12 protein-coding genes are annotated in these 13,576 nt (G+C 43.3%); 3 read left to right on the top strand and 9 right to left on the bottom strand.

Annotated features, from left to right (window positions below):
• Nucleotides 1-326: 326 nt before the first annotated feature.
• Nucleotides 327-1,304 (top strand): hypothetical protein, encoded by a 978-nt coding sequence (locus H9L11_RS19175; RefSeq protein WP_005375380.1) that lies wholly within the window; start codon nucleotides 327-329, stop codon nucleotides 1,302-1,304.
• Between the two features lie 31 nt (nucleotides 1,305-1,335).
• Here H9L11_RS19175 and accD read toward each other — a convergent pair whose 3' ends face one another.
• Entirely contained in the window at nucleotides 1,336-2,199 is an 864-nt protein-coding gene (gene accD, locus H9L11_RS19170; protein ID WP_064354563.1) for an acetyl-CoA carboxylase, carboxyltransferase subunit beta, read from the bottom strand.
• A 141-nt stretch (nucleotides 2,200-2,340) separates the two neighbouring features.
• Between accD and H9L11_RS19165 the strand changes: the two genes are divergently transcribed.
• Nucleotides 2,341-3,240 carry a LysR family transcriptional regulator gene (locus H9L11_RS19165; RefSeq protein WP_205391400.1) on the top strand — a complete coding sequence of 300 codons (900 nt, stop codon included), beginning with the start codon at nucleotides 2,341-2,343 and terminating at the stop codon, nucleotides 3,238-3,240.
• 147 nt (nucleotides 3,241-3,387) lie between these two features.
• Here the strand turns inward: H9L11_RS19165 and H9L11_RS19160 are convergent, their stop codons facing one another.
• Both H9L11_RS19160 and H9L11_RS19155 read right to left on the bottom strand, forming a co-directional pair.
• Nucleotides 3,388-4,947, bottom strand: a complete 1,560-nt coding sequence (locus H9L11_RS19160) for a methyl-accepting chemotaxis protein (protein ID WP_031778895.1) — start codon at nucleotides 4,945-4,947, stop codon at nucleotides 3,388-3,390.
• A 547-nt stretch (nucleotides 4,948-5,494) separates the two neighbouring features.
• Nucleotides 5,495-6,571, bottom strand: a complete 1,077-nt coding sequence (locus H9L11_RS19155) for a nickel/cobalt efflux protein RcnA (protein ID WP_005375372.1) — start codon at nucleotides 6,569-6,571, stop codon at nucleotides 5,495-5,497.
• A 135-nt stretch (nucleotides 6,572-6,706) separates the two neighbouring features.
• Here H9L11_RS19155 and rcnR point away from each other — a divergent pair, with 135 nt between their 5' ends.
• Complete coding sequence (rcnR, locus tag H9L11_RS19150) at nucleotides 6,707-6,979, top strand: Ni(II)/Co(II)-binding transcriptional repressor RcnR (RefSeq protein ID WP_005375370.1); 273 nt, start codon at nucleotides 6,707-6,709, stop codon at nucleotides 6,977-6,979.
• A 266-nt stretch (nucleotides 6,980-7,245) separates the two neighbouring features.
• Here the strand turns inward: rcnR and H9L11_RS19145 are convergent, their stop codons facing one another.
• The 6 genes from H9L11_RS19145 to ltnD form a co-directional block, all read right to left on the bottom strand.
• Nucleotides 7,246-8,739: an SLC13 family permease gene (locus H9L11_RS19145; RefSeq protein ID WP_005375369.1), complete on the bottom strand. Its 1,494-nt coding sequence runs from the start codon at nucleotides 8,737-8,739 to the stop codon at nucleotides 7,246-7,248.
• Nucleotides 8,739-9,698, bottom strand: a complete 960-nt coding sequence (gene denD, locus H9L11_RS19140; RefSeq protein WP_017635260.1) for a D-erythronate dehydrogenase — start codon at nucleotides 9,696-9,698, stop codon at nucleotides 8,739-8,741. The genes H9L11_RS19145 and denD overlap by 1 nt, the downstream gene beginning before the upstream one ends.
• Nucleotides 9,699-9,759: 61 nt before the next feature.
• Complete coding sequence (otnI, locus tag H9L11_RS19135; protein WP_047101720.1) at nucleotides 9,760-10,536, bottom strand: 2-oxo-tetronate isomerase; 777 nt, start codon at nucleotides 10,534-10,536, stop codon at nucleotides 9,760-9,762.
• Complete coding sequence (locus tag H9L11_RS19130; RefSeq protein WP_005385078.1) at nucleotides 10,536-11,183, bottom strand: aldolase; 648 nt, start codon at nucleotides 11,181-11,183, stop codon at nucleotides 10,536-10,538. The genes otnI and H9L11_RS19130 overlap by 1 nt, the downstream gene beginning before the upstream one ends.
• Before the next feature lie 11 nt (nucleotides 11,184-11,194).
• Nucleotides 11,195-12,451, bottom strand: coding sequence for a 3-oxo-tetronate kinase (otnK, locus tag H9L11_RS19125; RefSeq protein ID WP_031777204.1), 1,257 nt, complete (start codon nucleotides 12,449-12,451; stop codon nucleotides 11,195-11,197).
• Nucleotides 12,452-12,476: 25 nt separating this feature from the next.
• Nucleotides 12,477-13,385: an L-threonate dehydrogenase gene (gene ltnD, locus H9L11_RS19120; RefSeq protein WP_054574451.1), complete on the bottom strand. Its 909-nt coding sequence runs from the start codon at nucleotides 13,383-13,385 to the stop codon at nucleotides 12,477-12,479.
• Nucleotides 13,386-13,576: the final 191 nt, after the last annotated feature.

Genomic DNA, 13,576 nt, shown 5'->3' with positions numbered 1-13,576 from the left:
TTAAATGGGAGCAATCCCACTCCCAAAAAACTCACAATTATCAATAAAAACATTAATTTACCTTTTTCTAAATAACGACTTTATGAGGAAAATTGCCCTTAAACGCCCCCCTTAACTCTTCCAGATAGAGTTCACGACAATCAAAGGTTCTAAATTAAATTTTGATGCTTGATACCATCTATTTTTATTTGTGACTCATTCCCAATAAGTCATCGAGTGCATATCAAAAGGCTGGCATTAATGGTAAATTCTCCGCCAAATCAAACACATTTACTCCTCCAGTCATTGATGAGTGAATAAAGCAGATATTTGGCTAGGGATAATACATGTCACTTTGGGGATTTTTGGGAGCGGGGATTGCCTACTTCATGACAACGTTTGCCTTTGTTTTTGGAGGCATTTTTTGGTTATGTGCTGAAGGTAATACATTAAGAGAAACAAAGCGCCAATCATCAATAATGTCCGGGGTTATTGCTTGTACTATTGGAACTTGGGTGCTTGCTTTTGGTGTTTACGTTTACGGTTACTTTTGGGATAACTCTTCTCACTATTATTTTTATTTGCTCGCTCCATGGGGACTTGCCATTTTTGGGGTAAAACTTCGTAACCGCTGGGTTAAGCAATACGCGCGTGTAAAACACGCAAAAGAAGAACAGTGGCAAAAGCGCTGGCGAGAATTATTAGGGGAAGATACTGAAGAGCTTCCACCATATACACATGATTACGAGCTCTACTCGGGCATTTGGCAAGCCAATGAAGCGCTCCAAGAACAGTGTTTTGCAGCCCTTCCTCACGGGAAAGCAGTCTACGAGAGAGTGAAAGCCTTCCAAACGATGGCCTCCCCCGCTGGTGACATAAACAATCAAGTTTTGCTGAGTAAACTCGATCAACTAGAGGATGAAATCATTCAAGTTCTTGAGCAACACTCGCAAAAGAAAGTAAGCATTGAAACTGGCGCAGGTACTTTACACAAAGAGTCAAAACGCAATGTTTATCACCATGAGAATGGCCCAACAGAAGAGCAACTGTACGACTCAATCAACCTCCAACATGATTTGGATCGAGAGCTACGCAACATTATCTATGATCGGCTCGGTTACGATGGCGAAGATGAGTACTTTTTCCTCCAAGCGCCACTCGAAGAGCTTACCGAGAATGAAACCGCAATCAACTGGATGCTCTGGGGGTTAGTAAGCAACCATTTTGCTGTTGACCCATACCAAACGGCGTTGGATCTCAGCCTAATGAATGCGGAACCAAGATGGGGGCAAAATGAACGGTTTGTAATGATTACGGCTCAATAAACGCAAGTACTAAGTCTAATTTTAATACAACCTATTCTGAGACCACCCTCGCGTTGGTTAACTTAGCCAGTAAGCGGCCAACGCGATCGCGCATTTCACGTCTATCGACAATCATATCTAGCGCACCATGCGCTAGTAAAAATTCACTTCGCTGAAACTCGTCTGGTAGCTTTTCACGTACCGTTTGCTCAATGACCCGTCTTCCCGCAAAGCCAATACTTGCTTTAGGTTCACCAATATTGATGTCTCCTAACATCGCTAAACTCGCCGAGACGCCACCATAAGTTTGGTCCGTCAATACTGAGATATAGGGTAATCTGTGCTCAGATAAGTGGTTTAACGCGGCGCTGGTTTTTGACATTTGCATGAGTGCCACCAAAGACTCTTGCATGCGCGCCCCTCCGCAAGCGGAAAAACATACTAACCCAGATTTTGTATTAATTGCGCTTTCAACTGCTCGGACAAACTTCTCGCCAACCACTGCGCCCATCGAGCCTGCCATGAAAGAGAATTCGAATGCACACGCAACAACAGGCAGCCCCAATAACTTGCCCTCCATCACCACCAACGCATCTTTTTCTCCAGTCGTTTTCTGTGCTAAAGCAATTCGCTCTTTATATCGCTTTAAGTCTTTAAAACCCAAAATATCTTGTGGCTCCAACTCACTTGCCAACTCTTGTTGTGTTCCATGGTCCAGAAAAGAGATCAACCTTTGACGCGCAGCCATTCTCATGTGATATGAGCATTTAGGGCATACTTCCAAATTTTCTTTTAACGCGGCACTATAAAGTATTTGTTCACACTCAGGACACTTTGTCCAAACGCCCTCAGGGATAGACGCTTTGCGCGAACCTATTATATTTTTATTCTCAAATAACCGTTCTAACCAGCTCATAAATTCACCACTATTGATTACGTTCTAGCGCGATATCTCGTTGTTTGTTCGCTTAAACTTGTAAATAAAATTGTATGTAACTTAGTACAGGGATAAAGTGCGATATGCTGGCTTGATAATCCAATAAAATGGGATAATGAAATGTTTGATAACGTTGACCAAATCTGGTTAAAAAGTTTTCACTGTGTTTATGAGAACAGCAGCTTTAAGCGAGCCGCTGAGTGTTTGAATATACCAACATCAAATGTCAGCCGACACATTGCCCTGCTTGAAGAAAAGTTAAACATTAGGTTGTTCAATAGAACAACAAGGCGAATGACGCCTACCGAGGCTGGAGAAGAGCTCTATAGCAGCACTCGTCCGTTATTGGAGCAACTCAACGCCGCACTAGAAACGGTAACGCGCCACTCACACACGGTAACAGGGGAACTGCGAATTCTTATGCCAGACACACCTGTACTGGCCAAAGCGGTTGTCACCTTTTGCACGCAATACCCGTCAATCTCTTTGTCTTGCGATACAACGCTAAACCCTAAAGATGATGTTATTGATAGCTTTGATGTCATTTTGAGTTTTCATAGAGGGACTTTGTCAGACAGTAACTGGGTGGCGAGAGAGATAAAACGCTGGCCCAGTGCCATTTTAGCCGCGCCTCAACTAATTGAGAAATACGCCACCCCTTACAAAATTACGGATCTAAGTCATGTTCCCTGCATCACGACGCTTACCGCAGTAAATGGTGCACCATGGGTATTCAGAAACCCTGCTGGGGGCCATATTACTCAAACTGTGCAATCTTCATTCAAAGTAAACAGCGGTCATCTCGCCAGATATGGCGCGTTATCAGGGCTTGGATACGCAATATTGCCAATTGAGTCATGCCAAAATGAGATCAAAAATGGTGAGCTAGAAATCGTCACTCTAGAGTACGAACCTGAGGATTTAGTGCTTTACGCCTTTTACTCGTCTAGAAAACATGTAGCTAAGAAAATATCTATGTTTGTTGAACATTTAAAGCAAAACGCAAAACTTAACGCCTAGCTAAGCTTTACTCAACTAATTTATCGTATTCTGTTTTATCGTCTAGAAAGGACAAACACCGCTAAGCGATTTGAGACTCGATTTTTTCAAATAAAAAAGCCAGCAATTAACATTTACTGGCTTTTATTAAAGAGGGTCAGTTGGCGTTTAGATTCTAAACGCTCCTACGTGACGATCGAGTGTTCGCGATAGCTCCGCGAGTTGTTGACTTGATGCTTCTAGTTGCTCACTCGCCGTTAGCGCACTTTTCACTGAGTGGCTGACGGTATCCATGTTCATATTAATTTCGTTTGCTACCGTTGATTGCTGTTCTGTTGCGGTTGCTACTTGAGTATTGATATCTGAAATAGTCGTCACTTGTGCAGCTATTGCTTCTAAAGCCTGTCGAGCTAACTCGGTTTCTGCCGTTCCTTCTTCAATAAGAGTCTTACTATTACTCATTGAATTCACCGCACTTTGAGCTTCAGTTTGTAGCTGGTGAATCATATTGTCAATTTCATCGGTAGAATGAGCCGTTTTAGTCGCTAGGTTGCGAACTTCATCAGCAACTACTGCAAAACCTCGGCCGGCATCACCAGCGCGTGCCGCTTCGATAGCCGCATTGAGAGCCAATAGATTGGTTTGCTCCGAAATACCTCTAATCACCTCTAGAATACTACCAATCGACTGAGTATTTTCAGCAAGACTCACGATAATGTTGGAAGTGCTGTTCATCTCGTTTTCAAGATTAGTCATCGCCGTTTTGGTTCTTTCTAGCGTCGTGTAGCCATCTTGCGCTTCATTACTTGCTGCACTCGCAGCATTTGCCGCTCCGGCAGCATTGGAGGCAATTTCATTGACCGTCGCAATCATTTCGTTCATGGATGTGACAACCAGCATGGTTTGCTCGTTCTGCTCTTGCCCTCTTGTGAGCGCTTGTTGAGATTGCCCACGCAAAGCGACAGCTGAACTATTAAGCTCCACACCAGTATTTACAACTTGTGTAATAATCTCATGTACTTTCCCAACAAAAACGTTGAAAGCAGAAGAAATTTGCGCGACTTCGTCATTACCTTTCGCTGGCAAACGAACGGTTAAGTCTCCGTCTCCTTTTGAGATGTCTTGTAGAGCGTCTTTAAGCGCAGAAAGCGGTCTCATCAGTTTATTTAGCAGAAGTGACAGAATCAAAACACACATAACGAAGATCGCCACCATAGAGATCAACTGGTAAGTAATAATTCCATTCGTCGCTTGGCTCACTTCGGTAATAGGAATACCAATATCAAAAGTACCGTATAACTGGCCATCCACATAAATTGGTGCCATGATGTCAAACACCCATACTTTCTGGACATCGGCATACCACTTTGAGTACTGTTGAACACCTCTCGTCGCGCCTTCAACAGTATATTCATCGTTATAGGTTTTGTTCAGCTTGTGCTTATCACTGTGGGCTACTGCCGTTACGTTACGGTCAATTACAACGGCATAACTCACGTCTGAACGTTGTTTCAGCCCCTCAACAAGCGATTGTAAATCTTGCATTGGATTGGCTGAGTTCTCCAAAATATAACTCGCATTTCCCGCTAGAAACTCAGCTTGAACTTGGGATTTGTTTAAGATGATGTCATCGATTTTCTGACTCGAAATTAGGTACGTTGATGCCATACTCGCCACGACAGCAATACCAAACATGGCGCAGACTGCTAATAAGATGATTCTTTTCATTATAATTGTCTCAATACAATTCAATTGATGCTCATTAATCGAGCGCTAAGCCTTTCTTCTCCAAAACCAACCAAACTGCATTTTGGGTCTGTTTGGCAGAGCAAGACATAACTTTATAACTATGTATCTGCTTGGTTCCCGATTACTTTAGACAGAAGGAAAAAAAGTCTTCAAAACGTCACATTTCTACGAGGTTTGGCGAAGGGACGAGTACGTAAAAGGAAACGTTTGCATAGTTAAATTTAACTATGCGACCAAATTGGTATCGAACATTAAAGAAAAGAGTTCTAATTAGCGTTTTGCCGTCGGGAGCGCTGTGGTCAGTGCTCCCGTTTTATCATTTAGTATCTCAGGTTCAGATATTAGAGCCACAATCGCAGCGGTTGTAATCCGAGATGCTTGGTGAAGCGAGAATGACTTGGTTTGTAGATATGGAAGCGATGTCAGATCGAGTGGTTCTCAATCAAGAATCGGCAGCAAAATATGCAAACTAAGGCATGAAGCCATTGCCCATAAAAAAGAAAGGAAAAAATCTTTACCACAGAGTTTAACTCGTCAGCGATATGTATCCATGCATACCCATGTATAAACCAACTGCACTGATCAAGACGCCCGATAAGTAAGGAGCTCGACGTGCAACATCATTCAAACCGCTCCATTTAGATGTCGCTTTTTGCACGCCCACTGCTGCCACAACGCCAACAGCAACCAGAGTCAAGGCTAAGCCAATACTGAATGACACAACTAAAGTCGCACCAAGAGTGATTGCCTTAAGCTGCAAACAGATAAGCAAAACCGTTACCGCAGCAGGGCATGGAATCAAACCGCCCGTTAATCCAAACAGCAGAATTTGCCCATTCGTCACGTCTCGATTCTCAAAGCGCTTTTGAATGTCTAAAGCGTGAGCGCGCTCGTGAGCATCTTGATATTCCTTATCTTCGCTTTCTAAATGAGACCCAGGACGGAAATGTACATCAAAGTCATGGGTATGATCATGGTGCCCGATGATCAAAGTGACAGAAAGTCCATTAGAGACTTCAATGCAAGACGCCGATTCCAAGTATCCATCACGCTCTATAAAGTGATAAATATCAGCAGGTTGATAACCATCACTCGATACCGAAACCTTGATACCTTCAGCAGTTAAAGGTTTACCGCTGAGTGTTCGCAACTGGAAACGGTGATGCTCCCCTTCCTCTGTAATCAAAAGCGAAACATGCCCATGTCCTGTATCCACAACTTGCGTCGTCCAATCGCGAGCATGATCCTGAGCTTTGTTCCAAGCTCGCTCATCGCTCCATGTCCGCCAAAACATCCATACGCCGGTTGTCACGATAATGACCCCAGAGATAAGTTGCATCCATGGTTCAGCCGCTTCAACGGTGAATTTCTGGCTAATATACATCCCGCCAACAGCGATTAACCATACAATTGCAGTGTGAGAAAGTGTGGCAGCTAAACCCAGCATCACGGCTTGTTTGACCGTTCCTTTCACCGCGACAATGAACGCCGCCATCATCGTTTTAGAGTGCCCAGGTTCTAAACCATGCAAGGCGCCAAGCAAAATGGCACTGGGAATAAAGAACCACCCATTACCTTGTTGTAGTAACGCGACAAAATCCATTGTTGTTCTCTGTTGTTGATTCTAATTTATCGCAAACTATACTCCCCCCTAGTATTAAATACTACCCCCCAGTATAAATTGAGTGCTACATTATCAGTTAGAATAACTCGGCCCGTAACGTAAAGAAGATAAGACATGTCGCATACAACCAGAGATCAAAAGAAGCTCAACACTCGAGTCAGTAAAATACAGGGTCAGGTGAACGGACTTAAAAAAATGCTGGAAGAAGAGCATGAATGCCAAGATGTGTTGCAGCAGATTGCCGCTATTCGGGGAGCAGTAAATGGTTTGATGCGAGAAGTAATTAAAGGTCACTTACTTGAGCACGTTGTACTTGAGGAAGACAAAACTCAACGTGAAAAAGATATGGAAGTCGTATTAAAAGTACTGGACTCTTATATAAAGTAACCCTACTTCGCTAGAGTAAAGTCACTAGGGTTAAACTCGAATATATCCTTTATAGGTAGTCGCTTACTAAGCGGGAAATAAAAATTCCATTTCATATTGATTAAGTTGAAAATGGAACCTATATCGGTTCAAGTTAAATAGTTTATTTATAAGAACTAAAACGGCCCAAACATAGGGCCGTTCATATTATTAAAAAACTCTAAACTATCTGATAAAAATACATATTGTGATAGGTTTTTACTTTATGGAAGAGTACAAGTAAACCTTTATACCTCTTGTAATTCGACGTGCTTAGCGCTGTAAGATTTTGTAAATGCAACACACCCCAAAAGTACAGCAAGTGGTAACACAGGATCAAAGATTGAACCATGAGATCCGAAGAATAAGTTAAGAATCATGACTAATGAACCACCAATAGCCCAAGCAATTGTTGTTGGAATAGTCCAAATAATGAGTTGTTTCTTAACCTCAGTCACCCCCATTAATCGATTAACAATATGGAATAGCGAGTCATTAAAGTAGCCAGCAAATAGAGATCCCATCGTAGCTGCCGTCGCTGCGAATAAAAGGTTAACGTCAGGAATATTCACTAAAACTGGGGCAGATATAGAAGCAGCGGTTATCATGGAGACTGTACCAGAGCCCTGAATAATACGAACTAACGTCGCAATAATAAATGGAATCATAACCGCAGAAATAGGAAGCCCTGCAACTTGGTTGGCAATCTCTGCGCCCGCACCCGTTTCACGCAATACGGCACCTAACGCGCCACCAGCTCCTGTTACTAACAAAATGATGCCACAAGTGGAGATTCCTTGTTCCATCTTTTCATTCGCTTCTTCTTTGGTAAGGTTATTACCCAATGTGTAAACCGCTAGTAACGTCGCTATTGATAGTGCAATAGTAGGGCTGCCGATAAAAGCGATAAATTGACCAAATGTTGTTGCAGTCAGCCCTTCGAAACCGAAAGTCCCCTCTAATAAACCCATCACTGATTTCGCAAGTATAAGTAAAATTGGGATAATAATTGGAGCGATAGATTTACTTAAAGATGGTAGGTCTTTCGCTTCTTTACTTGCAATGTACTCTTTGTGATCATTAATCAGTTGCTCACTAGACTTCGAGAAATGTTCGGTTGGAATGAATTCAGGAAACTGCTTTTCTAACCATCTTGCATACCAAACAATACCCATGACACAAGGCGCTGCGATCATCAAACCAAAACCTAACATGCTGGCAAGATCGACACCAAAGATACCAGCAACTCCCAAAGGCCCTGGAGTCGGCGGAATAGCGTGATGCGCTACGACCAAGCCGCCCGCCAGAGCAACCGTAAGCGTTAAAATCGAGCGATTGGACGTTTTTGACAAAGACTTCGCTATTGGATAAAGAATGATAAGCGCGCTATCCACAAAGATTGGGATGCTAACAATATAGCCAGTTACAGCAAGAGCGGCCTCTTCTTTCTTTTTTCCTAACCACTTTATAAAATTATAGGCAATACTTTCTCCTGCTCCAGAAGCCTCTAAAATAGCCCCCATCATAACGCCGAGACCGATGACAATCCCTATACCGCCTAATGTTCCACCAAATCCTTTGCTAACGGTCGCAATCGTGTCGTCAACACTTAACCCACCAATAATACCTGCGATACATGCCGCAATTAACATCGCAATTAACACATGTACTTTTGTACGTAATACAAGAAAAACAAGGACTGATACGGCTACTATTAGTCCAATTACTGAGGTTGGTAACATTAGACAATCTCCATATTGTTAACAGAAATAAATTGTTGTAATACATCCTTGAAATTACTGTCTGCTTTAAATCCAAGCTCCAGTTCTTTAGTACAATCAATTTTTTGTGGCCAACTACTCACAATACGATCAATACCCGCATCATGCTCATAGGTAATATAATTAGAAAGTTGTTTACCCATTAGAGTGTCCATTGTTTGAATCATCTCAGCTGGTGTAGTTTGAATACCAGGTAAATTAAGCGTTCTATAGGACAGATTATTTAACTGCTCATAAGGCATTAGCCCTGCATATTGAATATTGTCCACCACTCTAGACGGGCTCGATATCCAAAGTTTTAGCGTAGGGTCTACAGGACAATTTGATTCTTGAGCATTCAAAGGCTCACGAATAATTCCGCTTACGAAAGAGCTAGCGGCAAGGTTTGGTTTCCCAGGGCGAATACAAATAGTCGGTAAACGTACGGATACAGCTTTAACAAAGCCTTTACGGGCATAGTCGTTCACCAATAACTCACCTATAGCTTTTTGCGTCCCGTAGGACGACTGAGGATGAAGTGCTGTTATTGGTGTAATCGTTTCCGGAAGATCACCACCAAATACAGCTAAAGATGAAGCAAACGTAAAACGAATATTAGGGTTTACTTTACGGCAACGCTCAAGCAATAACTGTGTGGTCGTCAGGTTTACAGCTACGCCTAAATCAAAATCTTGCTCAGCATGGCTCGATACAATTGCCGCTAAATGAAAAATGTGTGTCGTTTCGGCAGTAATAACTTGGTCTATATTTTCTCGCTTTGTCATATCCATGACTAAAGAAACGACTCGGTCATCAATGCCCTCTAAGCGCGACTTTTGAATGTCGACAATAGTAATACTTTCAGCTTTGTTTTCTTTTAGTAGTGATTTGGCAAGTAGGGTTCCGAGAAAACCCGCCCCTCCAGTTATGATAATATTCATAGTCACGACCCTTTGTTTTTGTAATTGGTTTCAAGTTATTTATGGATAGAAATTAAAATTGTTATAGGTATGGTTTAACCCAACTAAGGCCCAGCTGCGTGCTATGCCTTGGGTTGTATTCACAACCGATCCAGCCTTGGTAACCAGAGTCATCCAAAACATTGAATAGGTGTGGGTAATTCAGTTCGCCTTCCGATGGTTCGTGCCTTTCAGGCACAGAAGCAATTTGAATATGGCCTGTGTATGGCGCCACATCGCGAATCAACGTACTCAGATCACCGTCCATAATTTGTGCGTGATAGAGATCGAGCTGCAATTTCACGTTTGGACGAGCCACTTGTTTGATGAGTTCCACCGCTTCACGTTGATGTGCAACGAAGTAGTTCGGTACATCGCGATTGTTGAGTGGCTCAATCATCAGCTCAACACCTTGTTCGGCAAACTTATCCGCTGCATAACGAATGTTTGAGATAAAGGTTTCAATATGCTGATCACGAGTGAAGCGTGAATCAACAATGCCAGACATAGCGTGAACCTTTTTACAGTTCAGTGCCTTGGCGTACATCAGCGCAGTCTCGACGCTCGTTTTAAATTCATCCTCACGCCCCGGAATAGCTGCAAAACCTCGTTCACCTGCATCCCAATCACCTGGAGGCATGTTGAATAACGCTTGCTCAAAACCAAACTGCTGTATCTTGCTTGCTAGTTCTTGCGCTTCGAATGCGTATGGAAAAAGGTATTCCACCGCTTTGAAGCCCGCTTGGTGTGCTTTTTCGAAACGATCTAGAAAAGGAACTTCTGTGAATAACATTGTCAGATTTGCCGCGAATTTAGCCATTACTTACCTCTCCCTTTTAGGTCTTGAATCTCAGTATCCGTTAAGTAGCGGATGTTGCTATCTTTAAGAATGAACGCTAGCTTCGCTGTCTCTTCTAGCTCTTCTGCGTTATCCACTGCATCTTCAAAGTCCGTACCCGTGATCACTGGACCATGGTTCGCCAGGAGGAAAGCTCGGTAGTCACTAGCCCGCTGCGCAAGTTCTTCAGCAATCTGAGGGTCGCCCGGGCGCAGGTACGGAATCACTGGCAGTTCGCCAATGCGCATTACAAAGTAAGGTGTAAAAGCTTTGATGGCATTCTCGCGATCTAGACCTTCAAGACAAGAAAGCGCCGTCAAGTAAGTAGAATGCAGATGCACAATCGCATTACACTTTGAGTTATTTCGATAAATCGCCAGATGAAAAGCCACTTCTTTTGATGGCTTTTCACCAGAGATATGGTTGCCATCAATATCCACAACCGAAAGCTCTTCAGCAATCAAGCGGCCGAACGAAGAACCAGTTGGCGTTGCCAGAAAGTGTCCATTAGGCAGTTTTAGAGAAAGGTTGCCAGCGCCGCCAGTCGCATAGCCACGTTCAAACATAGAGCGCGCCATAGTGACCATTTGCTCTCGCAGTTGTTGTTCTGTCATCAATTCTTTATTCATCACAACCTCACCTATTCAAAAAACGACTGTGCTTTGGCAAAGAAGTGTTCATCGCCGAAGTTGCCCGATTTCAGAGCCAAAGAAAGCTCGCCTTCAAGTGACTTCACCCAAGGTACACCTGGTGCGATTTGAGGACCGATATGAAAACCTTTTACGGCTAGGCTTTGGGTTACAACCCCTGAGGTTTCCCCACCCGCAACGATGAAATTTTTCACACCGTGCTGCTGAAGTTTGATTGCAAGTTGGCTAAAGAATTGTTCAACCGCGTGACTTGAAGCATGCGCGCCAAACTCTTGTTGAATCGCTTTTAACGCCGCTGCATCTGCGGTTGCGTAAACCAGTGGTGCGAACTCGCTTTCGATGTTGGTCATGACCCAATCAAACACTTGATTTGAGTAGTCTTCTTCCGTCAGACACGCCTTCACATCAATAGCAAAGTGTGGCGCTTTTTCTTTGTAAACAGCGACCTGTTGGTTGGTCATGACAGAACAAGATCCAGATAACACAACGGTTGGTGCCTTTTTAGGGTTCCCCTCTTGCTTCGCATCACTTTGATCTTCAAGGCTCTCTATCCAGTTCTTAGCAATACCCGCAGCCAAACCAGAACCACCAGTTACCAGTTTTAGAGACTTCGCCGCTTGGCCAAGTGTGACAAGATGCTCTGCATTGAATGCATCAACCACTGCGTAGCGGTTGCCTTGTACTTTTAGCTCTTCAAAGCGCTCAATTACCGCTTTTGGACCTTGTTCAATTATTTGGAAGTTCACCAGGCCAGATTTGCCTTGAGATTGAGCATCCATCATACGAACTAGGCTTGAATCAGTCATTGGTGTCACAGGGTGATTACGCATACCTGAGTCGCTTAGCAAGTCTTGGAATACAAATAGATGGCCGTTGAAAACTGTGCGACCATTCACTGGTAATGATGGGCAGACAATGGTGAACGCTTCACCTAGCTCTGCAAGCAGTGCATCCGTTACAGGACCAATGTTACCTTCTGCTGTGCTGTCAAACGTTGAGCAGTACTTGAAGTAAAACTGCTGACAGCCATTTGCTTGCAGCCACTTAAGCGCCGCTACTGAATCCTCGATTGCCTCATCTACAGGACAAGAGCGAGATTTAAGACTGATCACGACCGCATCTGCGTTTACATCAATCTCTTCTTTTGGAATACCGTTAAGCTGAACTGTGCGCATGCCGTTTTCTACAAGAAAACCTGCGATGTCTGTTGCGCCAGTAAAGTCGTCTGCGATAACGCCTAATAACATCATTTTTTCTCCGTTTTACGTGCGCTTATTTCTGTTTGTTTTCTACACCTGGAAGCTCAATACCATCAAAAATCTTGATAACGGCACTGTCGTCTTCCTGGCCAAAACCAGCATTGCTTGCACTCAAAAACATGTTTAGTGCTGTGCTTGATAGAGGAAGTGGAAATTTGAGATCTTTTGCTGTGTCCGATACGAGGTTTAAATCTTTCACAAAGATGTCGACCATAGATTTAGGGGAGTAGTCACCATCAACTACATGCTTCATGCGGTTCTCAAACATCCAAGAGTTACCCGCTGCATTCGTCACCACGTCGTACATCAGGTCAAGAGGAATGTTTGCACGTGCCGCTAATGCCATTGCTTCAGCACCAGCTGCGATATGAACACCTGCTAGCAATTGGTGGATAATCTTCACAGTTGCGCCTAGGCCAATCGCTTCACCGATGTTGTAGACTTTAGCTGCCGTTGCGTTGAGTACTGGTTCAAGTGCATCAAATGTGCTTTGCGCTCCCGACGCCATAATAGTCATCTCACCTGATTCTGCTTTTGCAGCACCACCAGATACCGGTGCATCAAGCATCACAAGGTTGTGTTCTGCCAATTTCGCTTCAATTTGTTTTGCGTCTTCTGCTGAGATGGTTGCTGAAACCATTACTGGCGTATTCGGATTAAGCGCTTTAGCAAGACCAGTCTTGAACAAGACCGTGTTAACTTGATCTGCGTTCACAACAAGAACTAGAACCGAATCAAGCTTATCTGCAAACTCAACTGCATTCGTAGAAACAGCTTTTGCACCGAATGAACCTAGTTCTTCAAGCGCTTGAGAATTTAAATCGAAACCATAGACATCTAGGCCTGCACGCACACATGACTTTGCGGCGCCCATTCCCATAGAGCCTAAACCGATAACACCTACAGATTGAACTTCACTCATAAAAACAATGCCTTCTGGTCTATTAAACTTTGTTAATTCTTGTTTGGTTGATGTGATTATATGTGAAGATTAATACTAAGACCTCGCTTTGAATCACATTTTTTCACACAAATTAACAATGTCGTGATATATACCTCTTTATGGGCAGAGATATTCCGAGCAGTTAACACAAGCGAAGGCTGTTCTTACAA

The sequence above is a fragment of the Vibrio sp. sp1 genome (assembly GCF_016920955.1).
In the GTDB taxonomy this organism is placed as follows: Bacteria; Pseudomonadota; Gammaproteobacteria; order Enterobacterales; family Vibrionaceae; genus Vibrio; species Vibrio alginolyticus.
Note: the sequence above shows the minus strand (reverse complement) of the source record. Positions and strands in the feature narration are given on the sequence as shown.